27 protein-coding genes are annotated in these 24,225 nt (G+C 62.3%); 24 read left to right on the top strand and 3 right to left on the bottom strand.

Going from position 1 to position 24,225, the window contains the following annotated elements; translation table 11 throughout:
* Positions 1-102: 102 nt before the first annotated feature.
* Together AC27KI_RS00315 and AC27KI_RS00310 are read left to right on the top strand one after the other, a co-directional pair.
* Complete coding sequence (locus AC27KI_RS00315; RefSeq protein ID WP_487112068.1) at positions 103-333, top strand: hypothetical protein; 231 nt, start codon at positions 103-105, stop codon at positions 331-333.
* A complete protein-coding gene (locus tag AC27KI_RS00310; protein WP_487112066.1) occupies positions 317-1,024 on the top strand; it encodes a hypothetical protein in 708 nt (235 codons plus the stop codon). Before AC27KI_RS00315 ends, AC27KI_RS00310 begins: the two co-directional genes overlap by 17 nt.
* A 161-nt stretch (positions 1,025-1,185) precedes the next feature.
* On the opposite strand, the gene AC27KI_RS00305 is transcribed toward AC27KI_RS00310, so the two are convergent.
* From AC27KI_RS00305 to AC27KI_RS00295, 3 genes are all read right to left on the bottom strand, one after another.
* The gene (locus AC27KI_RS00305; RefSeq protein ID WP_487112064.1) at positions 1,186-2,163 is read right to left on the bottom strand and encodes a putative phage abortive infection protein; all 978 of its coding nucleotides are present in this window, start codon (positions 2,161-2,163) and stop codon (positions 1,186-1,188) included.
* 223 nt (positions 2,164-2,386) lie between these two features.
* Entirely contained in the window at positions 2,387-2,923 is a 537-nt protein-coding gene (locus AC27KI_RS00300) for a hypothetical protein (RefSeq protein WP_487112062.1), read from the bottom strand.
* A gap of 159 nt (positions 2,924-3,082) precedes the next feature.
* Positions 3,083-4,090, bottom strand: a complete 1,008-nt coding sequence (locus tag AC27KI_RS00295; protein WP_487112060.1) for a hypothetical protein — start codon at positions 4,088-4,090, stop codon at positions 3,083-3,085.
* A 215-nt stretch (positions 4,091-4,305) separates the two neighbouring features.
* Here AC27KI_RS00295 and AC27KI_RS00290 point away from each other — a divergent pair, with 215 nt between their 5' ends.
* The 22 genes from AC27KI_RS00290 (at position 4,306) to AC27KI_RS00185 (ending at position 24,224) form a co-directional block, all read left to right on the top strand.
* Positions 4,306-4,443, top strand: a complete 138-nt coding sequence (locus AC27KI_RS00290) for a DUF2158 domain-containing protein (protein WP_487112155.1) — start codon at positions 4,306-4,308, stop codon at positions 4,441-4,443.
* A 112-nt stretch (positions 4,444-4,555) separates the two neighbouring features.
* Positions 4,556-4,855 (top strand): HNH endonuclease signature motif containing protein, encoded by a 300-nt coding sequence (locus tag AC27KI_RS00285; RefSeq protein WP_487112058.1) that lies wholly within the window; start codon positions 4,556-4,558, stop codon positions 4,853-4,855.
* 17 nt (positions 4,856-4,872) lie between these two features.
* On the top strand, positions 4,873-5,223 hold the full coding sequence (locus tag AC27KI_RS00280) for a hypothetical protein (protein WP_487112056.1): 351 nt from the start codon (positions 4,873-4,875) through the stop codon (positions 5,221-5,223).
* 2 nt (positions 5,224-5,225) lie between these two features.
* Positions 5,226-5,393: a hypothetical protein gene (locus AC27KI_RS00275; protein ID WP_487112054.1), complete on the top strand. Its 168-nt coding sequence runs from the start codon at positions 5,226-5,228 to the stop codon at positions 5,391-5,393.
* A 255-nt stretch (positions 5,394-5,648) separates the two neighbouring features.
* A complete protein-coding gene (locus AC27KI_RS00270; RefSeq protein ID WP_487112052.1) occupies positions 5,649-6,035 on the top strand; it encodes a hypothetical protein in 387 nt (128 codons plus the stop codon).
* On the top strand, positions 5,980-7,911 hold the full coding sequence (locus tag AC27KI_RS00265) for a terminase large subunit (RefSeq protein WP_487112050.1): 1,932 nt from the start codon (positions 5,980-5,982) through the stop codon (positions 7,909-7,911). The genes AC27KI_RS00270 and AC27KI_RS00265 overlap by 56 nt, the downstream gene beginning before the upstream one ends.
* Positions 7,912-8,086: 175 nt before the next feature.
* Positions 8,087-8,284 (top strand): hypothetical protein, encoded by a 198-nt coding sequence (locus AC27KI_RS00260; protein ID WP_487112048.1) that lies wholly within the window; start codon positions 8,087-8,089, stop codon positions 8,282-8,284.
* 102 nt (positions 8,285-8,386) lie between these two features.
* Positions 8,387-8,965: an HK97 family phage prohead protease gene (locus AC27KI_RS00255; RefSeq protein WP_487112046.1), complete on the top strand. Its 579-nt coding sequence runs from the start codon at positions 8,387-8,389 to the stop codon at positions 8,963-8,965.
* Between the two features lie 17 nt (positions 8,966-8,982).
* Entirely contained in the window at positions 8,983-10,383 is a 1,401-nt protein-coding gene (locus AC27KI_RS00250) for a phage major capsid protein (RefSeq protein WP_487112044.1), read from the top strand.
* A 58-nt stretch (positions 10,384-10,441) separates the two neighbouring features.
* Entirely contained in the window at positions 10,442-10,798 is a 357-nt protein-coding gene (locus tag AC27KI_RS00245) for a hypothetical protein (protein WP_487112042.1), read from the top strand.
* Positions 10,795-12,198 carry a phage portal protein gene (locus AC27KI_RS00240; protein ID WP_487112040.1) on the top strand — a complete coding sequence of 468 codons (1,404 nt, stop codon included), beginning with the start codon at positions 10,795-10,797 and terminating at the stop codon, positions 12,196-12,198. Before AC27KI_RS00245 ends, AC27KI_RS00240 begins: the two co-directional genes overlap by 4 nt.
* Positions 12,183-13,253 carry a phage portal protein gene (locus tag AC27KI_RS00235; RefSeq protein WP_487112038.1) on the top strand — a complete coding sequence of 357 codons (1,071 nt, stop codon included), beginning with the start codon at positions 12,183-12,185 and terminating at the stop codon, positions 13,251-13,253. The genes AC27KI_RS00240 and AC27KI_RS00235 overlap by 16 nt, the downstream gene beginning before the upstream one ends.
* Positions 13,250-13,570: a head-tail connector protein gene (locus tag AC27KI_RS00230; protein WP_487112036.1), complete on the top strand. Its 321-nt coding sequence runs from the start codon at positions 13,250-13,252 to the stop codon at positions 13,568-13,570. The genes AC27KI_RS00235 and AC27KI_RS00230 overlap by 4 nt, the downstream gene beginning before the upstream one ends.
* A complete protein-coding gene (locus AC27KI_RS00225; RefSeq protein ID WP_487112034.1) occupies positions 13,567-13,899 on the top strand; it encodes a phage head closure protein in 333 nt (110 codons plus the stop codon). Before AC27KI_RS00230 ends, AC27KI_RS00225 begins: the two co-directional genes overlap by 4 nt.
* Positions 13,896-14,447 (top strand): HK97 gp10 family phage protein, encoded by a 552-nt coding sequence (locus AC27KI_RS00220; protein ID WP_487112032.1) that lies wholly within the window; start codon positions 13,896-13,898, stop codon positions 14,445-14,447. The genes AC27KI_RS00225 and AC27KI_RS00220 overlap by 4 nt, the downstream gene beginning before the upstream one ends.
* Entirely contained in the window at positions 14,444-14,797 is a 354-nt protein-coding gene (gene gp17 / locus AC27KI_RS00215) for a tail completion protein gp17 (RefSeq protein ID WP_487112030.1), read from the top strand. The genes AC27KI_RS00220 and gp17 overlap by 4 nt, the downstream gene beginning before the upstream one ends.
* A gap of 206 nt (positions 14,798-15,003) precedes the next feature.
* The gene (locus AC27KI_RS00210) at positions 15,004-15,654 is read left to right on the top strand and encodes a phage tail protein (protein ID WP_487112028.1); all 651 of its coding nucleotides are present in this window, start codon (positions 15,004-15,006) and stop codon (positions 15,652-15,654) included.
* 94 nt (positions 15,655-15,748) lie between these two features.
* Positions 15,749-16,165 carry a phage tail assembly chaperone gene (locus AC27KI_RS00205; RefSeq protein ID WP_487112026.1) on the top strand — a complete coding sequence of 139 codons (417 nt, stop codon included), beginning with the start codon at positions 15,749-15,751 and terminating at the stop codon, positions 16,163-16,165.
* Between the two features lie 62 nt (positions 16,166-16,227).
* Positions 16,228-16,488, top strand: a complete 261-nt coding sequence (locus AC27KI_RS00200) for a DUF1799 domain-containing protein (protein ID WP_487112024.1) — start codon at positions 16,228-16,230, stop codon at positions 16,486-16,488.
* 76 nt (positions 16,489-16,564) lie between these two features.
* Positions 16,565-21,934, top strand: a complete 5,370-nt coding sequence (locus AC27KI_RS00195) for a phage tail length tape measure family protein (protein ID WP_487112022.1) — start codon at positions 16,565-16,567, stop codon at positions 21,932-21,934.
* Positions 21,931-22,875 (top strand): hypothetical protein, encoded by a 945-nt coding sequence (locus AC27KI_RS00190; RefSeq protein ID WP_487112020.1) that lies wholly within the window; start codon positions 21,931-21,933, stop codon positions 22,873-22,875. Before AC27KI_RS00195 ends, AC27KI_RS00190 begins: the two co-directional genes overlap by 4 nt.
* Positions 22,872-24,224 (top strand): hypothetical protein, encoded by a 1,353-nt coding sequence (locus AC27KI_RS00185; protein WP_487112018.1) that lies wholly within the window; start codon positions 22,872-22,874, stop codon positions 24,222-24,224. Before AC27KI_RS00190 ends, AC27KI_RS00185 begins: the two co-directional genes overlap by 4 nt.
* Position 24,225: the final 1 nt, after the last annotated feature.

Below are 24,225 nucleotides of genomic sequence, written 5' to 3'. Positions count from 1 at the left end.
ACGAACCCAGGGCCTCCCCTGGGTAAGGGGTGGTATGCGCAGTCCACCGGGTCTTCAGCCTTGCCTCAGTAGGGAATAGGTAGACATAGGAGTAAGGGATGAATGGATTACGACAAACACAAAAGGCTGATGCTGGACCACTGCATCCGGATGGCCGAAGTGGACAAGCACTACGCCTGGTGGGCGGCCAACCACTACGCCAGGGAGTCGGCAGGCGCGCTGGATGACCTTCCCGACTTGCTCGCAGCAGAAATGAAAAGGCGCGCTGCAGAACGAGCGCAAATCACAACGGAACGAAATCAACAGGAGCCCGCGAATGACCATTGCCCTTGACCGCCCCACCATTGCCGAGCGCTTGACCAGTGCAGGCAACAGCAGCGACCTGACGGTGAGCTGCGACGCCCGAGGGGACGTTGACCTCCTGATTGCAGCGGGCAGCACTACGGCCAGCCTGGGCCGCTACGTGTACCAGCTGATGACGGAATGGGATGCCTGCGCCAAGCCCCGTGTTCCGACCGCCGCGGATATCGAGCGGCTGGCCGAGCACCTTCCCCGCATCAAGGTGGAAAAGCGCAATAAGCGCGGTGTGCGCCAAGTGGAGGCGCTGGACCTTCAAGGAGCTATGGGAGAGGCGGATGCCTGGCTGATTGCAGAGCGGCGCCGGGTGCTGGGAAGGTTGCGTAGCCTGCCGAAACTGATGGATCGGAATTCAGGATTGCTGCCGTGGGTGGCGGCACAGGGCTACACATCCCCTGACGTGAAACTGCTGGATGTGCTGGGCTGGTGGGCTGATCGCCGCTGCCCGGTCTGCAGTGGGACGAAAGTGCGCGATGGAAGGGGGTGCAAGGCCTGCCGCGGGGTGGGCGAGCGCGACATCCCGCACGGCAGGGAAGGGCAGGCCATCTCCGAACACATCGCGATGCATGTTGATCGCGCACGGCAGGGCGTCCGTAGCGGCCTGTCTGGTCTTAACCGGATCAAGGCTTATGCGGCAGCACGCGATGGATGCCGAACGGCCCCCTGATTCATGTATACTGCGGCCCTAGAGCGCAGGCGCATTGAAACCGCTTTGCCAACATGCCGTAATTGGCCCCCAGGCGGTGAGTCTGGTCAGGTCCCAAGTTGTTGGAAAGTCGCGCCCAGAATTGAGAAAGCCCCGATGCAGTGATGCGCCGGGGCTTTTGTTCATGCGTCTAGGTCTACTTCTAGAGCTTTTTTTGCTAGACCTGAGTTAAATGCGCTGGGCTTGTAAGGCCAAGGTGCATCGCCATCGCGAGTTCTTGGTCTTTTTTGGGAATCGCACTCAGTCAGTTCGTAGGTTCCGAATCGTATGAGTTCGTCGGAGGCAACGAAGTTGTCATATAGGGCGTACTTATTGGCGTAGCTGGACATCTTCTCGCCCTCTCGGATGAGACCGTTGTAGTAAAGAAAAACCAGCTCTGGCCAAGAAAGTTGTGATCGCACTAGCGTTGCGTAGTGCCACTTTTGCTCATTGGTCAACTCGCTTCGATCTATCCAGCGAATCAAACGGTAAAGCGTTCTGAACGGCGCATCTAGATCCGACTTATGGGTGAGATACAACCTTTGATAAGCGATTGATGCCCGAAAAACGAGCTGGCCAAGTTGTTCAATGCCTTCAACTCCCGGCACATTGAGTCGTATCAAAATCTGGTTTCCCTGGGATTCATTTTCAGCTTGTGCGCCCGTCGCAAAACCGGCCGTAATTTTTGGCGAGAGGCATTGGTTGTACAGATGAAGCAGAACCTTGCGGCCTTTGTACTTTCCTTCCTCTATTTCTCTGATTTGGGAATGGTAATTTTCGAGCCAGGCGAAGAGTGACTGTTCGAAGCTCATCTTCGTCGCCGACTCGTTCGCGTGCTGCATCTCTTTCAGGGACGCGCGAAGTTCTCGCCGTTGGATAGTTACGGAGGCAACGATCAAAAAGACGGTTACAACTCCCACCGCTGGATTTATGACCCCGCCCAAGTAGTCCCCGAACTGCCCCCACTGGCCCGGATCATTGGATAGACCACTGCCAGCGAATCTAAGGATGTATACGGCCACCACTACTAGTGCGAACAGCGCGACAGCCATGAAGGCTTTAGCCATTACCGAAACGAATTCGTCGTCTGACAGCTTGTCTTCTTCCTGGTTCTCGGACATTTCCCTCTCCTGTTGTTTAGCGGCCAGTATGACAGCAGGAAATCGTTCACCGCCGCCGGGGATTCCATGCTCCAGGCGGTGGCAACCTATTTGGAGAGCGAGATGCTTGAACTCCGTCCCAACTCCCTGGCCTTCCATCAGCGCAACGGCCTCGTCTTAGAATTTACAAAGCCTGTTAAGCTGGCGGCTTTTTGTGTGTCGATTGGTGCCGGGGTACTGGAGTTCATCCGAGTCCCGGCACGCGAGAAAGAAGTCTTCCGATCGTCGCGATGGCTTCAGGACCTTTCTCAAGGCCGAGGTCCACAAGTTTCAATACGAGGTGTTTTGTGGTCTCGGCGGGTAGCTCTCGAAGCTGATCGAGGAATCGCTTCTTATCTGGCTCAGGAAGGTTGGACTGAAGAATCTTCGATTCGATGAGTAGCTTGATCGTGTCGTCGTGCAGCTTGATCGTTACGACGCCGAGGATTGCGGAGAGTCCACCATCGTCTGCCATGAAGTCCATGCCTTGATTGGTTGCACTAGCACTGATTACGTAGCGCTCTCCGTCGTAGTACTGACCTGCCGACAGATCGATTAGACCGTGCTGATTGAGATAGATAAGGTTGGCATAAAAGGTGCCTGGTTCGATATGGGTAAAAGCCCTGAATAGCTCGGGACCATCAAAGTCATCGGGATATGTATCGCAAAGCTTCGCTAACACCTCGCGCTGTAGTATCCGATCAAGTTTCATTTTTCTTATCTCCGTAATGGCTGTGAACAAGCGTGCATCCTCGCTATTAGGCTGGCGCGAAACTGAATCTGGAGCGCGCATCAAACCGTGAACAAGTCCCGCAGCCCCGCCGTTGCCACCCGCATTACCATGGCCCAGGCCACACGGGTGCAGCAGGCTGCGACAGAGTTAGCAGAGTGTGTTCCTGGGCTATAGATCTTGGGGAGTGGACGGCAAATTTGGTGTTCCCAGCCTTTCAGCTTCTCTTATACGCCGGTCAGCTTCGATGGCGCTCTTAAGTTCAGAAGTGCACACGCGCTCAGAAACTTTCTGGGTCTGAAGAATCTCCATTGGCTCGGTAAGCACAGGGGATCTATTGTTTTTGAAGTAAATCGACAGATCTGCGGAGTGAAGGATCTGTCGGGTCAAAACCCAGCGATAATGGGCGTAAATTGAGCTTGATTCGATGTAATCAAATTCGATGTCAGTGTGCTCGGGCGTCGCGCCAAGGTGCTCCCGGCCAATCTTATTAAGGATCTCATACTTGTTTGCAAGCAAGTAGACGTTCTCGTCGCGAAGATGGTTTGCATCAATTCTTGGACTAGGGTTAAACGCCCAGGCCTGAGTGATGTACTTCCTTGTGGATTCCTGCTTTCTCACGTGCACCGCCAATCCTCCGCCAAGGGAGACTCCGACAGCAACGAAGGGAAGGTTTTTGGTCTTGTCGTTTGCCGCAACATCTATGACGTACTGCCGAGCGTCGTCAAACTGGACTGGGAACACCCAGAGGTTGTGGAGAAAGTAGTCCCTTTTCTGGTTAGAGCCACCGAATGAAATGATGGTTTGTAAGGGCGTGCCATCCTTGTCGTGCAAGATGAATGTCATGGCATCAAACCCATTTCGGAGATTCCGTCGTAACTCGACAATTTCCTTCAGGCGGACTGGCTTGGTGAAGTGAAAGTCCGTCTCATCATTGTCTTGCTGAAGCGGCATGACGGCCGCCAAAGCGAAGATGTAGCCCTCTTCGGACAGCTTTAAGCGCTTGCGGAATTCGGGGCCGGACTTCTCTGGATTTTGATAGTATTTATTGGTATCGAGGTAGCGCACGTCGCACCACGCGCGCCCCTCTAGCTTTCCCCAGTTGGATGGAAGGATTCCGCATCCGAATAGCAGGGCTGAGAGCCCCAATAGGATGATTCGCACCAGGATCTTTTGCATGATTTCCCCCTCTGTTGTAGGTGTCATGAATCCTAGCTGTCCATAGGTGGTGGGTCTATGGGGCATGCCTGGAGGCGACGATCGAAACAGGTGCGGCACCTCGTAATTCAGATTACTCTTCTATAGAGTGATTGACATCAATTGAAAAATCAGGGTATCTACCGGGGTTTACATTTAGCCTTCAGCCCTTAGATGACGACTGCCGATGTTGGCGTATGGGAGGGTATATGTCAGGTATACAAGTGGGCGACGTGGTGCAGCTAAAAAGTGGCGGGCCTTATATGACCGTGAAGACCATCGATGCTAAAGATGCTTACGGCAAGGGCGGATACATCGGCTGTCAGTTTTTTTAGCGGCGACAAGCTTATTGAGGAGCAATTCACGGCTGCAGTACTTTTGCTGAAAAAGTAGGCCGAGGTTCTTTACAGGGCCACCTTCGGGTGGCTTTTCATTTGTAGGGCCGCGATGACAGATCGCATCAGTGGCCGCCGACTTCAGGCACGACGCCTCAAGGTCTGGAGCAAGGACCCCCACTGCGCGATGTGCGGAAAGCTGGTGGAGTTCAACAACATCCCCGGCCGCGGCTTCGAGCTCGACCACATCAAGGCTTTGAAGGCTGACGGCGGAACCGGCGAGGACATTGAGTCCAATACCCAAGTGCTGTGCTGCGGCCCCGATGGCTGCCACGCCAAGAAGACAGCGAAAGACATGGGCTACCAGTTGCGCCAGGCCATTGGTGTGGATGGCTGGCCCCTTGAAACCTAATGCACCAAGGATTGACCATGAGCAACATCAAGATCGAAGGCCGTGGGTCCTCGGCAGTCGTGCTCGTGGACGGTGTAAGCCTGACCTGCCTGACCTCCATCTCTGTAGGTATGAGAGCGGGCCATGTCGCAGAGGTCCAAGCAACGATGTTCCTTCGGGAAGCTGACATTGCTATTGAGGGGGCAGTCTTTCGCATCTCAGGGTGCGAGATGCCAGAGGCGGTTGAGGAGGCGCTACTCGATCATCTGTGCGCCAAGTACCCCCTGCAGAGCATGGTCAAGCGCTCAACGGGCGGTCTCTTCGATCCGCCCAAGACGGCGGATGAACTACAGCGTTTGAAGGACAGGACTGCGCTGAACGGAGATTGACCGTGCACGAAAACTTGAGCCAGACGGTGACTGCGTTCCTGGCTGAGGTCGAGCAGGTGTGCCGTCGCCACGGCTTCGCTCTGGCGCCGTCGGCATATGACAGCCTGGAGGTCTGGCCGCTACAGCCGGGCGACGAGCCTTTGCAGTTTCCCGGGATCGAAGAGAAATGACCACGGCATCCGTCCGAAGCATCCGATGCGAGGCTGATACGCATGCAACCGCGATCCGTGCAGATGACTCAGGCGCGGCCCTCCTTCGATCACCGCTCCAGGGCCCGCCTGACGCGTCCCAGCGGGCAACGTGGGCGGGTGTGACGGGGACGAGCCGGTCAAGGGCAGGGGGGGTGATACCCCGAGAAAACCTGATTCCCTGGGAAACCGACCTGTTCCCCTTCTTCGCGCATCCACAATTCAGGATACAGGGCAATGCCACGACAAAGAACACCGAAAGCCAAGGCCGAAGTGTCCGGGGCGATGGCCAAGAACGCCGGTCGTTTCAAGGATCGAAAAGGGCCGAAAGTTGCGCGCCCGTTGGGTGAACCCTACGTCACCATGACGGCCGAGCAGAAGGCCGCATGGGCGGAGATCCAGCATGAGATGCCCTGGTTAACTAGCTCGGACCGGATCATGGTCCGGCTCGCATGCTCATGGATCGCCCGAATGGAAGAGGACGATCTGGGTGTGGCAGCCTCCAGTGCACTAGCCAGCATCCTGTCCAAACTGGGTGCGACGCCCGTTGATGTCAGTAAGGTCAACCATGGCGGCAGCGAAGAAGAAGACCCCTCTGACGAATTCTTCGGGAGACCGCACTAAAGCCTATGCCTCGGCCGTCGTGGCTGGTGAGATCGTGGCGGGACCACATGTACGCAACGCATGTCGGCGTCACCTGCAGGACTTGAAAGAGGGTAGTAAGCGCGGCCTGCGATTTGACCTTGAGGCCGCGAACTATGCGTTCCGGTTCTTCGAGGGCATGCTGATGCTCTCGGAAGGGCAGTTCGAGGGAACGCCTTTTCGCCTCCACCCCAGTCAGGCATTCATCATCGGCTCGCTGTTCGGATGGAAGCGAGCCGATGGGACGCGCCGGTTTCGGCGAGCATTTATCGAGCAGGGCAAGGGCAACGGCAAGAGCCCGATGGCCGGCGGCATTGGGCTGTACGGTTTGACCGCAGACCATGAGGCCGGGGCACAGGTTTATGCGGCGGCGGCGAAGAAGGAGCAGGCGGGCATTCTGTTTGCCGACGCAGTGAAGATGGTGAAGGCCTCGGCGAAGCTGAAACAACGCCTGGAGTTCTCCGGCGGCGAAGGGCGCGAGTACAACATCGCGTTCCATCCGAACGGCAGCTTCTTTCGCCCAGTCTCCCGCGACACCGGCAAGACTGGATCGGGGCCCCGGCCCCATTTCGTGCTGGCCGATGAGGTGCACGAACTGCCGGATCGCAAAAGCATCGAAATGCTGGAGCGGGGCTTCAAGTTCCGCCGCCAGCCGCTGCTATTCATGATCACCAACAGCGGCAGCGATCGCAACTCGGTGTGCTGGGAAGAGCACGAACACGCCGTGAAGGTGGCGGCGGGGCATACGGAGGCCGTGAACGACCCCGCCTATGTAGGCGAGGTGATTGACGACACGACATTCAGCTTCGTGTGCTCGCTCGACCAGGGGGACGACCCCCTGCGTGATCCGTCCTGCTGGGCAAAGGCCAATCCGCTGCTTGGAGTGACGATCACCGAGCAGTACCTGAGGGATGTGGTTGCGCAGGCGAAGGCCATTCCTGGGCAGCTGAATGGCATTCTCCGGCTGCACTTCTGTGTGTGGACAGATGCCGATACGGCGTGGATGACCCGGGCAACTCTGGAGCCCGCGCTCGCCGACTTCAATCCGGAGGTGGATCACGCGGGTAAGAAGGTGTTCACTGGCTTGGATCTGTCCCAAAACAGAGACATCACGGCGAAAGCCTCTGTTGTCCAGACGGGGCATACCAAAGACAACAAGCCGACGTTCGATGCGTGGATCGAGGCGTGGACGCCGGGCGACACGATCATGGCGCGCGAACTGAGAGACAAGATCCCGTACACCGTCTGGCGCGACCAAGGATTCATACACGCGCCCCAGGGCGAAAATATCAATTACCGGCACGTCGCTCAGACGTTGGCCGAGGACGCCGAGAAGTTCAGCCTGCAGTTGATCGCATACGACCGCTATGCATTCAAACGGTTTGAGGAGGCCGTCGCAGAGATTGGGCTCGCCCTGGAGTTTCTCGAGCACCCACAGGGCGGGACCAAGAAAGGCCAACCCAGCGAGGCGATGAAGAAGGCGGCAGAGGCCAAAAAGGAAAAGCCTGAAGGCCTGTGGATGCCTGGCTCGCTCAGGCTCCTGGAAGACGCGCTGCTGGAGGGCCGGATCAGGCTGAGGCGCAATCCCGTGCTCATCTCCGCAATGATGTCAGCTGTCACGGAAGAGGACAAATGGGGTAACCGCTGGCTCGCGAAAACGCGGTCCATCAACAAGATCGACGCTGCGGTGGCGCTGTGCATGGCATTCGGAGCGGCAAACGCAATCGTGGACAAGCCGCGAAAAAAAGCACCAGCTGATCATCATCTAAACAGGCCCGCCATGTGCGGTCCGCTTCATTCGTTTGGCTGGCCGAGCACCATGAGCCGCCCCAGCTTCCGCGGAGGCTGGTTGGTTTAAGTCACCCATCGGTGCTGTCCTGTAGAGCGTGATCGTATTTTTCGACGCTCCTCATGAGGGAAACGCTTCCCGGCCTCTGTCCTACCTTCCCCGTCGGACATGCCCCACCAGTCGCGTTGGGCGTCTGGCGCGAAATATGCGCAAGGGCACACCGCCCGATTCAACGGAGCGACACATGACCAACATTCAGCCGATGCACCAAGAGCAGGTGGACCACCAACAAGTCCCGGAATCGTCCGAGGAAGGAAAACGCCCGCCCCTGGTCCAGCAATCACCACACGCGGAGGTGCACTTCCCGCCCCATCCCGCGCCCTTCGATCCAGTTGCTGATGAGCTGGACGATCCGGTCGGAGATCGAAGCGGACGCGGCTGAAGATCTCGCGCGCCCCGCTCCCAAGTCCATGAGCCCGCACTGCGCGGGCCTTTTTTCATTCCGGCCCGCCATGAGCGGGCTTTTCTCTTTCTGGAGCTCCGCATGGAACGTGCGTACTCGACCCTTGTTATCAAAGCCCTCAGCGACGAGGGAGGCAAGCGCACCTTCAAGGGTGTTGCTTCAACGCCGACCACCGATCGAACCGGCGACATCGTGGAGCCGAAGGGGGCCCAGTTCAAGTTGCCCATTCCGTTTTTATGGCAGCACGACAGCAACGATCCCATCGGCTGGATCACCGCGGCGCGCGTGACCGAGAAGGGGATCGAGGTCGAAGGCGAGGTGGCCGACGTGGAGGAAAAAGGCCCGCTGAAGGAGCGCCTCGCCACCGCATGGCAGATGCTGAAGGCCAAGCTGGTGCGCGGCCTTTCGGTCGGCCTCAAGCCGCTGGAGGCAGCCCGCATCGAGGGCACCTACGGCATGCGCTACACGAAATGGCTGTGGTTCGAGCTGTCTGCAGTCACGGTGCCGGCCAACGCCGACGCATCGATCACCACCATCAAGTCTCTCGACAACGCGCTGCTGGCCGCGACAGGCCGCAAGCAGGACCGTGTCGTGCGCTTGCTGCCCCCCGGCGTCTCGGGACACCTAGAAGCCCGCAAGGGCGTCGTTTTTCTCAAGTAATCCCGAAAGGACACCCAATGAACCTGCAAGAACAAATCAAACGCCTCATGGAGACGCGCACCGCCAAGGCCCTGGAGCTGGAAGGCGTGCAAAAGAAAGCCCTCGATGAGGGTCGTACCAAGGACGAGAGCGAGCGCGAGGCGTTCAAGGGTTTGACTGCCGACATCTCGCAGATCGACGCCGAACTGGAAGACCTTCGCGCCCTGGAGGCCCTGCAGTTGACCAAGGCTGTGCCCGCTGCTGGCGGCGCTGGCGCGGCACCTGGTTCTGTTGCCCGCGGCGCCATCGCCACCGGCGCCGGCCCAGCCATCCACGTCAACAAGGATGCGGACGAGAAGTTCAAGGGGCAGAACTACACCCGCATCGTCATCGCCAAGGCTTTGTCCCGCCTGAGCGACGGCGACGTGTCGGCGCTCGCCATCGCGGAAGCTCGCTGGGGCAAGACCAATCCCACGCTGATCAACGTCATGAAGGCCGCGGTGCCAGGCGGCGGAACCGGCACGGGCGAGTGGGGCGCCGAGCTGGCTGCCATCGATCAGCGCTACACCGGCGACTTCATCGACTTCCTGTACTCGCAGACCGTGTACGACAAGCTGCCGCTGCGCCAGATCCCTGCGAACGTGCAGATCAAAGGCCAGGACGGCGCGGCGACCGCCTACTGGGTGGGGCAGTCCAAGGCTATCCCTGCGACCACTGCTGACTTCATGAACGTGACGCTGACACCTCTGAAGGTGGCCGCGCTGGCTGTGGTCTCCAACGAGCTGCTGCGCGATTCCAGCACATCGGCCGAGCAACTGGTGCGCGATGCCCTGGTGGAAGCCAGCTCGCAGCGCGTGGACACCACGTTCCTGAGCGCAGCCGCTGGTGTCGCTGGCGTGTCGCCGGCCGGCATTCTGAACGGCGTGACCGGCATCCCATCCGCCGGCACCGATGGCGCGGGCCTGCGGGCCGACATCAAGGCCCTGTACGCGCAGTTCATCGCCGCGAAGAACGTGAACGGCCTGCACCTGGTGACCACGCCGTCGCTGGCGAAGTCTGTCCAGCTGATGACCAACGCTCTCGGCCTGGTGGAGTTCCCTGGGATCAATGCATCCGGCGGCACGCTGTTGGGTGACACCGTGACCACGGGTGACAACGTCGGCGCAGGTCTGCTGATGATGCTGAAGCCCTCGGACATCTACCGCATCGGCGATTCCGGCGTGCAGGTCTCGATCTCTCGCGAGGCAATGATCGAGCAGGACAACGTCCCAACGGGCGCAACCGACACACCCACTGGCGCGTCTGCGAACTTCACGTCGATGTTCCAGAGCGAATCCACCGCCATCAAGGTGGTGCGCTCCATCAACTTCGCCAAGCGCCGCGCATCGGCAGTGGCGGTTATCACCGGGGCCGACTACGGCGCGGTGGACGCAGGCTAAACAGCTGACCCAGTGCCGGGCCTTCGGGCCCGGCACTACCCGAATCCAAGGAGCAGCCATGCGAGAAAACCTGAAAGCTACCAAGTCGTTCACCTACGCCGGCCGAGCGCTGAAAGCAGGAGACGGCTTTCCCGCTTCTCGCGGTGATGCGCGCGTGCTGCAGGCGATCGGCCGGGCTGTTCCTGCTGAGACATACCAGACTGCGGTCGCGACGCCCGAGGTGACGAAGACGGTCAGTCAATCCGCCCCGGCCCAAGCCGCGAACGGTGGCCCCAAGCCTTCCGATGGCCTGAAAGTGGCCGACCTAAAGGCGGCGCTCGCCGCCAAGGCGGTCGAGATCCCTGAAGGTGTGACGCTCAAGGCCGATCTGGCCGAACTGCTGGACGCCGCGTTTGAAAAGGCTGACCACCAATGATTCGCTTTCTTCGAAATCTCGTCGGCCGCGGGGCGACGCCCGCCAGTGACGGCGAGGTGCAGAAGGGCATCGTGACGGCCAAGCCGCGGGGTTTGGTGTCGCCGCATGCCGATGGTGTGTGGCACGACATCACGCCAGCCCAACCGCCTGGCTACTTCCAGATGGACATCAACGTCCGCCCGGAGACCGTGCTGTCGTACCCGGCCGTGTTCTCGTGCTGCTCCTTGATCTACAACGACATCGGCAAGTTGCGCACGCGCCTGATGGAGTTGCAGCCGAGCGGCATCTGGAAGGAGTCCGCCAATCCGGCCTATTCGCCGGTGCTGCGCCGGCCCAACCATTACCAGAACCAGATCCAGTTCAAGCAATGGTGGATCTGCTCGAAGTTGACTTGGGGTAATACCTACGCGCTCAAGGTTCGAGATGGCCGCGGTGTGGTGACAGCCCTTTACATCCTCGACCCGGGTCTGGTGCAGCCGCTGATCTCGCCTGATGGGTCGATCTTCTATCAACTGGGCCAGGACAATCTGTCTGGCCTTCAGGAGTCCACGGTGTACGTGCCGGCCTCCGAGATCATCCACGACCGGATGAATTGCATGTTCCACCCGCTGGTTGGCGTTTCGCCGCTGTTTGCGGCCAGCCTGCCGGCCTCCGGCGGATTGGAAATGTTGCGGGACTCGCGGCGCTTCTTCAACCAGGGCGCCAAGCCCAGCGGCCTCCTGGTTGCTCCCGGTGAGATCGATGATGCCGATGCCAAGCGACTGCAGGCCTACTGGAACGACAACTTCACCGGGCCCAACTCGGGAAAGGTGGCGGTGGTGGGTGACGGGCTCAAGTACGAGCCCATCCGCATGACGGCGTCGGACGCCCAGACGAAAGAGCAGATCACGCTCACCTCCGAGATGGTGGCGCAGGTGTTCCATGTGCCGGCGTTCAAAGTCGGCGGTCCGATCCCCGCCGGCCAGAAGGTCGGCGATCTGAACCAGATCTATTTCAACGACGCACTGCACTCCCTCATCGAGGAGATGGAGTTGTGCTTTGACGACGGGCTTTCACTGCCTGCTGGCTACCGCACGGAGCTGGAGTTGGAAAACCTGCTGCGCATGGACCCTGCCACTAACGCCGAGGTGATCGTGAAACTCGTTGGCGGGGGTGTGAAGACGCCGAACGAAGGCCGCCGCGAATTGAATCTCGCCCCATTGCTGGGTGGGGACACCGTGTACATGCAACAGCAAGACATGCCACTTGACCAAGTGCGTCTCAACCGGGTCGCTTTGGTTGATCCGCCGGCGCCACCTCCCGCGCCTGCGCCGCAGCCAGAGCCTGACGAGATCAGCGAAGACGATGTGAAGGCCCTGACCGAATACATCGAAAAGGGACTGGAATGCGAACTGACCTGAAAGCACTGGCCGATGCCGTAATCCAAATCGTGCGCACCAAGCTGGCACCGCTGGCCAAACGCCTGGACGAAATGGAAACCGCGATCAAGGCACTGCCCGGCTTGGTGACGAAGGAGCTGGATGAGCGGGTCCAGGCCGCCGTGGCTGAGCTGCCGCATCCCAAGGATGGCGAGCCCGGTGCAAGCGTGACCGCTGAAGACCTGGCGCCCATGGTCGCTGAGCAGGTCGCGCAGCAGGTTGCAAAGGCGATCCAGGAGATTCCAGCGCCGAAGGACGGCGCGAGCATCACGCTTGATGATGTGGCACCGATGTTGACCGAGCTGGTGATCAAGGCGGTGGCTGAGATTCCTGCTCCGAAGGACGGAAAAGACGCCGACCCCAAAGAGGTCGCCGCACTTGTCGCCAAGGCTGTGGCTGCGATTCCTCGGCCACAAGATGGCCGCAGCATCACTGCTGACGATGTGGCACCGCTGGTGGCGGCAGAGGTCGCCAAGGCGGTGGCTGAGTTGCCGCGTCCCAAGGACGGCGAATCTGTGCCCGCCGACGAGGTGCAGCGCATGGTGGATGAGGCTGTGACCAAAGCGCTGAGCGCGGTGGTCGCGCCGAAGGACGGCGAGCCGGGCCGCGATGCCCTGCAGCTGGAACTGCAGCCCGCCATCGACTTGGAGAAGACCTACCCCCGCGGCACATACGCGCGGCACGCCGGTGGCCTGTGGCGAGCATTCGAGGCCACGAAGGGGCTGCACGGTTGGGAGTGCGTGGTAGACGGCATCTCGCATCTGCAGATCGAGCAGGATGGCCGCGAATTCACGCTCGTGGCCAAGACATCCAGCGGCGACGAGGTGCGCAAGAGCGTCAAGGTGGCTGCGCTGGTGGACCGGGGCGTGTTCAAAGCGGGGACGGAGTACGAGGCCGGCGACGGGGTGACATGGGGCGGCTCGTTCTTCATCGCCCAGAAGGATGCGCCGCGCGGCCACCCGGGCGAGCCCGGCTGCGATGGCTGGCGCTTGGCGGTGAAGCGCGGCCGCGATGGGACAAAGGGGATTTCGGTATGACTCCATTCGCCACACTGGACGAGGTGAAGCAGCATCTGCGCATCGACGGATCGGACGCCGACGGCGACCTGACGCTCAAGCTGGAGGCGGCATCCGAGCGAATCGCGCTCCACCTCAACGGTGTGTCTCCGTTCCTGCCGGTGGTGGAGGGCACGACCGCCCAGGTGCGACCCATCGTGCGGGCCGCGGTACTGCTGCTGGTCGGCTACCTCTACCGCTACCCGAGCGGCGACGAGAAGAAGGCGTTCGATGACGGCCGGCTGCCGGCGCCTATCACCGCGTTGCTCGCACCGCTGCGCAGAAGGGTTCTCGCATGACGCTCGATGCAGGATCACTCAATCGACGGATCACCATCCAGAAGCCGGGCCAACTGCACGACGAGTGGGGCTCCACAATCCCGGGCTCCGAGAACTGGGTCGAGGTGGCCAAACCCTGGGCCAGCATCAAGAACCTGAGCGGCCTGGGAGCCATCAAGGCCGACGCGCAGGCCTCGGTCGTGAAGACGTCCATCCGCATCCGCTACCGCACCGACATCACCGCCGGCATGCGGGCGCTGCACGGCTCCACGGTGTACGACATCAAGGCGGTGCTGCCCGACGAGGTTCGGCGCGAGCATGTCGATCTGGTTTGCGAGGCGAAGAAATGACGCTCACCGGCGCGAAGACGTTCAGTGCCGCGGTGGATACCGCAGGCCTCGATTCCTTGCTCGATCAGCTGGGTGAAGTGGCAGACGATGCGGTGCGCCCCTCGGCCCAGGCAGGCTCCCAGGTGCTGTACGACGAGGTAAAGCGCAACGTCGCCGGCCTTGGCCGAAAGACCGGCAATCTGGATGCATCGATCTACCAGAAATTCAGCCCGGAGAAGTCTGTGGACGGCAAGGCGGTCTACAACATCAGCTGGAACCACAAGAAGGCGCCGCACGGCCATCTGGTGGAGTACGGCTATCTGCAGCGCTACCGCTACCGGCCGGACGGAATGGGCCCAATGGTCCGGCCGGGCATGGATGGCCGAAAGAAGCCCAGCCGCCGGGCGTCGCAGGCCGAGAAGGACGCGTACTACGTCACGCTGCCGACTCCGAAGCAGGTGTCAGCGAAAGCGTTCGTGCGGCGCGCGCAGAGCGCGTTTGATCGGGCCTATCAGGCAGCAGAAGAAGAACTGGCCCGCCGCCTGGCGGAGAAAGCCGGGGCTGCATGAGCCTTGAAACCGACTTCATCGCCATCCTGCAGGCGCGCTGCCCGCGGGTGCATCTCGGAACTGCACCCTACGACACGCCGACGCCTTACCTGACCTGGCAGCACATCGGAGGTGATTCGCTTCGCTTCCTGGACAACACCGCGCCCAGCACTCGCAATGCCTTCATCCAGCTTAATGCCTGGGCGGCCACGCCGAAGGCGGCGCTGGATCTGCTGCGCCAGATCGAGGACGACCTGTGCGCGGCGACCACGCTGACCGCTTCGCCCCAGGGCGAGCCGGTCGGAGCCTATGACGACGGCGACACGCTGAAGGGCGCGCTGCAGAGCTTTTCCATATGGGGAAACCGATGACTCCACACACCAAGACCCTGCACGAAGCGCTGATACGCCTCGCCAAGGGCGCCATCACAGCGTGGGAAGCCTGGCTGCAAAAGCAGGCCTGATTCCCCCATCTCTCACCCTGCCTCGCAGGTCTGCCACTCCCCCGGGACTCGCAGCCATCACGCCTCGCAGAAATCGGCCCCGCAAGGGGCTTTTTTCATCGCGAAAGGCCCAACATGGCTGTATCTCTCCCCGACGGCGCAACCGTCGCAATCGCAACGGCCTACGGCGCCGTGAAGGCGGTCTCCGCCATCAGCAACGCGGACCCTGGCGTCATCACCTCGCCGGCCCACGGACTCCTGAACGGCGCGTTCTACGAACTGAAGACCGGCTGGCAAAAGATCAGCGAGCGGATCTTCAAGGCCGCCAACGTGGCAGCCAACGTGCTGGACGTGTCTGGCATCAACACCACGGACGCTAATCGCTTCCCGGTGGGTTCTTCGGCGGGCTCCCTGCGCGAGATCATGGCCTGGACGCAGATCCCGCAGATTCTGGAGTTCACGACCAACGGCGGCGACCAGCAGTTCGCGAACTTCTCCTTCCTGGAAGAGGACTACGAACGCCAACTGCCCACCGTGACGAGCGCCCAGTCCATCCAGATCGGCATCGGTGACGACCCCACGCTGCCGGGCTACCAAGCGCTCAAGGCAGCCGGCGAAGCCCGCGCCATCCGCGCGATCAAGATCACGCTGCCCAACGGCTCGGTGATCCTCTACAACGGCTACGTGTCGTTCAACGAAACGCCCACGCTGACCAAGGGCCAAGTGATGCAGGTGCGCGCCACCATCTCGCTGCAGGGCCGTCCCGTCCGCTATCAGGCCGCCTGATCGATTTCGCCACGGGCCCTTCGGGGCCATTCTTCATGCCCCGCCGAACGTAAGCGGCGCGGGTCTTTTTCTCTCCCTCTGAAAGCAAAAAACCATGGCAAAGATCAAGCTGGGCAGCCGTCCGAAGAACTTCAAGAAGACCATTTCCGTCCCGATGCTCGACGGCACCTCGGGCACCATCGAGTGCGTGTTCAAGTACCGCACGCGCAAGGAGTTCGGAGAGTTCGTGGACGGACTCACCGAAGCGGCGCGCGCCCAGGGCAAGGAAGCCGATGCATCTGCTGAGCAGACGGGGGACGCCGAGCCGCAGCCTTTCTCCCTGAAGGACCACCTGGAAAAGATGGTGGGTGCGAACGCCCAGTACATCCTCGAAATCCTGGAGGGTTGGAACCTGGATGTCGAGCTCTCGCGCGAGTCGCTCGAGCAACTCTCCGACGAGCTGCCCGGCGCTACCGCAGCCATCGTGGAGACCTACCGCGCTGCGATCACCGAAGGCCGCCTGGGAAACTGAGGGCCGCCGCGGAGGCCCTGTACAAGCCTCCGCCCGATGCCAAGGAGCTGGCGGCCTGGGGTATGACGCCCGCGGACTACGACCATGAGGTCGTTGAAATCTGGCCGGAGAACTGGGACGCCTTCCACCTGTTTCAGGTCCTCGCCACCCAGTGGCGGGTGGGCATGGGAGGGCCTACCGGACTGGATCACAACGTCCTGTTGGCGCGCCTTGACCGCATGGCGCTTGACCCCGCTGACCGTGACCAGCTGGACGAAGACGTCCGGGTGATGGAACTGGCAGCGTTGGAAGCAATGGCCGAGCACCGCTCCCGCGACAAATGAACTCCGCCCACGTAGTGGGCGATCTACACATGCCCTGCGGCTCACACCGCGGGGCTTTTTCTTTGGGCGATCCGAAATGGCAGATCAAGAGCGCAAAGCGGCACTGGCCTTCGAGGTGGACGCCTCTGGCGTGAAGCCAGGCCTCGATGGCATCAAGCGCGACGTGCGCGACATGGCCCAGGACGTCCAGCAGTCCGGCCAGCAGGCCGCGAAGGGCCTTGCCGCCATTGGGGATGGTGCGCCTGCTGCGTCCCAGAAGGTGGACGGCGCCGCCCGCTCCATCATCGGAAGCATCGAGCGCGCCACCGCCGCTATGAAGGCCGGAGAGAAGGGCAGCGCCTCCTATTACGAGGCGTTGGGCCAGCAGCGCGGCGTGAGCGCAGACGTACTCAAACCGTACATCGACCAGCTACGTCAGGTGGAGCGCGCGCAGCAGGCAGCCAGCGGTTCCTTGAACACCATGGGCGTGTCCGCAAAGCAGACCGCTGCCGCATTGCGCGGCGTGCCTGCGCAGTTCACCGACATCATCACGAGCCTGCAAGGCGGCCAGGCCCCGCTGACGGTGCTGCTTCAGCAGGGCGGGCAATTGAAGGACATGTTTGGTGGTGCCGGCAATGCCGCGCGAGCGCTCGGCGGTTATGTCCTCGGACTGGTCAGCCCATTCACGGTAGCAGCTGCCGCTGTCGCCGGGCTTGGCTTTGCCATGTTCCGCGCGGAAGACTCGCTGCGATCGTCTAACTCCATCGCGATCCAGCTCCAAGCCACTGGACGCTCTGCAGACCTGACGCGCGACCAGATCAAAGCATTGAAGCAGGAACTGACGTTTTTGCCTGATGTGTCCAAGGCAGCAGCTTCCGCCATCATCAATGAGTTCGTGAAGACCCGCGAGGTCGGGGGCAAGCTGTTCCGGGATCTGGCACTGAGCGTGGCCGATTTCGCCGTGGCCACTGGCACCGATGCCCCGACTGCAGCGAAGACGCTCGCTCAAGCGTTCAACGATCCTGCCAAGGGTGCAAAGCAGTTGGACGAGGCTCTGAATGTCCTGACTGCAAGCCAGTATCTCGCTGTGGATGCAATGCTGGCGGTCGGTGACAAGGCGGGCGCTCAGGCGGTGCTATTCGATGCGCTGAAGGCGTCCACCCAGGGCTTGGCGCAGGACTCACTGACCCCGTTGGAAAAGGCCATGAATGGCCTGGGCGACGCGTGGACGCTGACCATTTCGCGCATCAACGATGCGGGTGGGCTGAAGGCCGCCAACGAAATGTTCGCTGGGCTCATCACGAAGGTGTCGACCCTGGTGGAGTGGCTGGGAAGGGCGCGGCTGCCGCCTTGGCTGGAGGACCAGTTCAAGGGTGGCCTCAATGGAGCGGTCTACCGGACATTCGCGTCCGCTCCTGCCTCATCTGTGAACACTGGAGGTGCGGAAGGCTCATGGGCACCCAGCACTGGAGGCGCCACGGGATCTTGGGGCGCTCCCGTCAGCACCTTGGATGACGAGGCGAAGTCTGCTCTGGAGGCCACCAAGAGCTACAAGTCGGTGGCGTCCTCCATGGCGGAAGTGCGGGAGCAGGGCGATCGCCTGCGCACTGTCCTGACCAAGCTGAAAGAAGCGGGGAAGGGCACCAGTTCGGAAGCACAAGAGCTTCAGGCGCGCCTGGATGGCGTGAAGGAGCGGCTCGATGCGCTCAGCAAGAAGGCCAGCGCGGGGCAAATGGTTGGCCAATCCGAACTGGCCGGCATCCGCGCGAAGATCAAGGACGAGGAGTCCTACATTGCTCGCTTGAAGGAGCGAGGCACTGCGGCGGACAAGCTCACAGAGGGAGAGCGCCTTGCCGCCAAGATTCAAGAGGAGTTGAACGGGAAGCTGGATGCCCGCACCCGTGCCGTGAAGCAACTGGAACTGGTAGAGGCCAATCGGCTTGCTGTGGTCCAGAAGGTCCGCATCGAGACGGAAAAGAGCATCAAGAGCCAAGCCGATTCTGAGGCCGGCTTCCAAAAGTTCTTGGAGTCGATCTACAAGGGCGCCGAGGCCACCAACAAGCAGGCCGATGCGCAAGAGGCCGCCAATGCATCCTTCGGGAAGTCGAAGACGGCCATTGCCGAGATGAACCTCGCGCAGGCTGAGCTGGCGCGCTCGATGGAGCAGGACGCTGGCCCGTGGACTGCGGAGCACCTGGCAGCGATGGACGCAGCGATCGATGCGCAAAAGCGCTGGGTGGCATCGCTCCAACAGGGTGACCTGAAGACGATCAACGCCCACACCGACGAGATCCTGCGCAACGCCCAAGAACAGGCCAAGCTATACGAGGATGAGGCACAGTTGGTCGGCCTCACCGCCCTGGAGCGCGAGAAGATCGTGGCGCTACGGCAGGTTGAACTGAAGTACGCCAAGGAGCTGGACAAGATCAACAAGTCCACCCTGTCCGACGACGAAAAGCAGGCGCAACGCGACAAGCTGCAGCAGGCCAAGCGCATCGAGGGTGAGGCCGCGGTTTCGAAGGCGATCCGCGACGACTGGGCGAAGACCACCGACGAGATCAACCGCAGCCTGACCGATGCGCTGCTGCGCGGGTTTGAGTCCGGCAAGGGATTCGCGCAAAACCTGCGGGACACGCTCAAGAACATGTTCGGCACGCTGGTGCTGCGCCCCATCATCAGTGCGATCGTGGCGCCGGTCTCCGGCGTGGTCTCCGGCCTCACCAACGGGCTGATGGGTGGCGGCGCCTCTGGCCTTGGCGGTATCAGCAACATCGGATCGCTGTTGGGCCTGGGCGGTGGATCGTTTGGCATGGGGCTGAATGCCGGGCTTTCGGGGCTGCTTGGAGAGGCGGGGCTGTTCGGCGCGTTGGATGCAGGCGGCGTTGCCCTGGGCGCAGGCGACCTTCTCGGCGGGCTGGGCACGATTGCTGGCGCACTGGGCCCTATTGCCGTTGGCCTGGGCGCGATTGCGGCGCTGGCTGGATCCTTCAAGGGCGAGACGCGGACCGGGGGGCAGTTTGCGGTGGCGTACGACGGCAGCGTGACCAACCAGCGCCGTGGGCAGACGTACACGTACCAAGGCCAGCAGTACGACCGGGATTTCAGCAACGGCCAGCGCATCGGATTGACCGATGGGCAGGCCTACCGGCTGGAGGGCGACCCTGTTGATGCAGCCCAGGAAGACGCGATCCGCAAGGCCGTGTCCGGCACTGCGGCGGGCATCAACGCCATGCTGCAGGCGCTGGGCAGCGCGAGCACAGTCACGGGCTTTTGGGCTGGGCTAGAAACCTCGGAGAAGGGGCGCGGCGGCGTGTTCTCTGGGGGCACGACCTCGGGCGGCAAGACCTTCGGGGAGAGCGGCCAGGGGGACAACTACGCGGGCACGCTGTACGAGCGGTTTTCGACCAACAGCCCGGACTTCAAAACGGCCTTAGAGAATTTCTCGTTGGACTTGAAACAGTCCACGATCCAGGCGCTGCAGAGCGTGAGCGACATCCCCGAGAGCATCAAAAAGATGATCGACGTTGACGCCGAGGCGCTGACCAGCGAAGCGGCGGACGCCCTGCTGGTGGCGATCAACGCGCAGATAGCGGGCGTGACGACGTTCAAGGCGGCGCTCGACGCTATGGGGCTCGACAAGCTGGCCGACCTGACGTTCGACGCGGCTGCCGCGATCGGCGAACTGTCGGGGGGCTTCGACAAGCTGCAGGCCAACCTGGGCACGTACTACGACAAGTTTTTCTCGGAGGATGAGCGCAGGGCCAACCTGAAGACCCAGCTGGAAAAGCAGCTGGGCACGCTGGACATCAAGCTGCCGGACATCGACGCGACGGACGCGCGGGCGCAGTACCGGGCCCTCGTGGAGGCGCAGGACCTGAACACGGATGCCGGCCGCAAGGCCTACGCCCTGCTGTTGCAGTTGGCCGGCGCGTTCGATTCTGTGGCCGTGGCCACGGACAACGCGGCGACGGCTGCGGCCGAGGCAGCGCGCAAGCAGCAGAGCATCACGGACAAGGGCCGGGACCTGGAGCAGCGCCTGCTGATCGCACAGGGCAAGGACCGCGAGGCCCTCGACCTGCGCCGCCTGCAGGAGTACTACGCCCTGCTGGAGTTGAACCCGGCATTGGCGGCGATGGTGATCGAGATCTACAAAGCGGAGGACGCAGCGACGGCGCTGGCCAAGGCTCAGCAGGACAGGGAGGACGCATACACCAAGCTGCAGAACGCCGTCACGCTGGAAAGCGAGCGGCTGAACGCGCAGCTGGAGGCGATCGATGCGCAGCGCACGGCGATTAACAAGCAGCGCGAGCTGTCGCAGGAATCGCTGTCGCTGATCACCGGGGTTTTCGAGCTGGTGCGCAGCAATGCGCGTGAGCTCTACGGCCAGGTGGATTCCACAGCATCGATGCAGGCCGCCCAGGGCTGGGCGTTCGTGGAGAAAGCGCTGTCGAATGCGCAGGTGACCGGCTACCTACCCGACCAGAACGCGCTGCAGGAAGCCATTGCGGCGGCCCGCAGCGGAGTGGAGGCGGGCGCCTACGTGTCGCAGTTTGCGCAGGATCGCGATCGCCTGGTGCTGGCCGGCACGCTGTCGCAGCTCGAAGCCATCAGCGGAGGCCAGAAGACCATCGCCGAGCAGCAGCTGGCGGCGCTGCAAGACCAGTCGGACGCGCTGGACGCCCAGACCGAATCGATCAACCGGCAGTTGAAGGTGCAGCAGGAGCTGCTGGACCACTACCGCCGGCAGATCGACATCGCCAACGGGACGTTCGACGCCACGATCTCGGTCGCGGACGCCGTCAACAACCTCGCGGCGGTGCTGGGCGCGAAGGCGGCGGGCGTGAACACGAAGGCCCCCAGCCAGATCAACAGCGGCGGCGCTTCGTGGGGCGGGAGTGGTAGCACGACGCCTGCGGCCCAGCCAGAGGCCAAGTACCGCCAGGTCATGTCCGCGGGGACGGCAGGCGTCTGGTACGAACCGATCATCGACCAAGACCTGATTGCCAGGCTGGACGCGCTGGCGCCGGTCTACCACGCATACGACGGCACGGGCGACCTGCGCGGCCTGCTGGAGGCGGCGAAGGCTGCGGGCGGAACGATGCAGATGCTTTCCATCCTGAGCGGCTTCTACGAAAGCGACTGGGTGAAAGCTGGCGCCACGGTGGGCATCCCTGCCTTCGCGGTGGGGACCAACTACGTCCAGAGGGACATGCTGGCCCAGATCCACGAGGGCGAGGCCATCGTGCCCAAGGCGTTCAACCCATGGGCCAGCGGAACGGCATGGGGTGGCGCCGCTGATCAAGCGCAGCTGCTGGAGGAAGTCCGCGCGCTGCGCAAGGAGGTGGCCGCCCTGCGCGGCGCTGCCGATCGCACCGCGGACAACACCCAGACGCTGCCGCAGATGGTCGAGCAGTTCGATGACGTGAGCCAGGGCGGCAACAGCCTGCGCATGGAGGAAATGGCGTGAACATCTTGCTACCGACCACGATCACGCCAGCCATGTTCGGCGCGGGGACCACCATCCCCGTGGTCGATGCATCGGTGGGCGAGGTGGCGTGGGTATCAGGCACGAACTACGTGGTGAAAGACCGTCGTGTCTATGACGGCTACACCTATGAATGCGTGAAGGTTCCGACCAACAACACCACACCCCCATCAGACGCAGCCTCGGCGGAGTTCTGGCTGAAAGACGAGACAGCACCCACCAACCGCATGGCGCCCTTCGACGAGTACTTGCTCACGCGGGCCCGGCGGAAGGGTTCGCTGACCTATGTGCTCAAGCCGGGTTTCATCACGGGGCTGGCCCTCTACGGCATCGAGGCGGACTCGCTGCAGGTGACCGTGAAGGCCGGCCCCGGCGGTGCGGACCTGGTGCCCCCGATCAACATGGACCTGTGGGAGCAGGCCTATGGCGAGTTCGAGTACCTGTTCGGCGTGCTGCAGCGGGAGACCAAATTCACGCTGAAGGACATCCCGATCCACCCACTGGCCGAGGTGACCATCAAGCTGACCCGGAACGACCCGAACGTCGAGGCGGCGGTGGGCTTCATCAGCGTGGGCCAGTGGCGCCGGCTGGTGGCGCCCGTTGCGAACATCGGCGCGGTGACCCCCGGTGCGGAGGCTTCCACCAAGAGCTATTCCTACATCAAAGAGAACTCGGACGGCACCTTCGTGCGGCGGCGTGGGCGGCTGTCCACCAACCTGACCTTGAACTGCGTCATCGATGCAGGTCAGGCCAATGCGGCCAAGACGCTGCTGGACCGGATCCTGGACCAGACCGTCGCGATCGAGGCCAGCGGCCTACCGCAGTTCGGCTACCTCTCAACGGTGGGTTCCGTGACCGGCACGGTCCGTGCCGACGGCGGGCCGACCGCATCTGCCTCCATCCAAGTCAAAGGAAACGTATGACGGACATCGTCCCCATCCCTGCGGCACCCACGGTGCCCATTTACCCGCCATTGGGCAGCGCGACGTTCAATGCCGACGCCTACACCTATGGCTCCAGCATGCCGGGCGTTGTGTTCTCCATGAACCTCATGCTGCAGGCCGGCTACACGAACGCCGTCGCCGCAAACGAGCGTGCCGTGGCTGCGAACAGCGCCGCTGGCTCAGCCGTCACGGCCAAGGGCCAGGCCGAGACGGCGGCCGGCACGGCAACCCAGCAAGCGGGCCTTGCGGTCACGGCCAAGGGCCAGGCGGAGACAGCCGCCGGCACTGCGACCCAGCAAGCGGGGCTGGCCACTACCGCGAAGGGCCAGGCTGAGACGGCGGCGGGCACGGCAACCCAGCAGGCCGGGCTGGCGGCCACTGCGCGGCAGGGGTCGGAAGCAGCTCGGGACACGGCCCTGAGCCTGGCCGCTTTCGCCTTCGAGTCCACCAGCACCACCAGCCTGACGATCGGCCTGGGCGCGAAGGTCTTCGCGATCGAGGCGGGTAAGTCCTTCGCGGTGGGGCAGTACGTGTCGGCGGTCAGCACGGCGGACACCTCCATCTGGATGGCCGGGCCTGTGACCGCGCACGACCGCAGCACGGGCCAGATCACCCTGCAGGTCAACGCCACCATGGGCGCGGGCACGCTGGCCAGCTGGCGGCTGGTGCTGGCGGCCAACGGGGCGGCAGCGGGCGTGCAGACCATCGCCGCGGGCACGTACACGGATGCGGACCTCGCGCCGCTCAACAGCGTGACGGTCATCACCGGCGTCAACAGCGCGTTTGCAACCACGCACCTGCCTGTGATCACGGCCAACTCGGCCAGCGCGGGCTGGGGCACGTCTTACGACTGGGTGGTGGAGACGCTGGGTTTCGGGGCGGGCGCGGGCATCCGGGCCAAGCAGACCGCCGTGCCGAGCGTCGTTGGCAATGCTGCGGGGACCGGGCTGGGTTTCGTGCGCCGCCGCGTCGGGGCCACCTGGGGGCGCTGGAAGCCTGCCGGCGCGCTGCCCACGTCCACCCTCACGGTAACCGGGGGCGACATGTACGGCAGCACGTTGCTGGGCCTCAACCGGACCAACCAGATCGCCGTCGCGCTGAACGGATCGGTGGCCTCCTGGAGCTTCCCGGCCACGCCCGAGGACGGCGACCGTTTCCGTGTGGTGACCAACTCGCGGGCCGATAACACGCTGGCCTACAAAGACAAGCCGGTAATCGGAAACGGGTATTCGCTTGCCGCATCAGGGGACAGCGTGCAACTCAATCGCGCGTTTGCCGTATTCGGGTTCACGTACAACCTGTTCAACGATTCATGGATGGCTGATTAAT

The organism is Acidovorax sp. KPB24-03, assembly GCF_057546605.1.
Note: the sequence above shows the minus strand (reverse complement) of the source record. Positions and strands in the feature narration are given on the sequence as shown.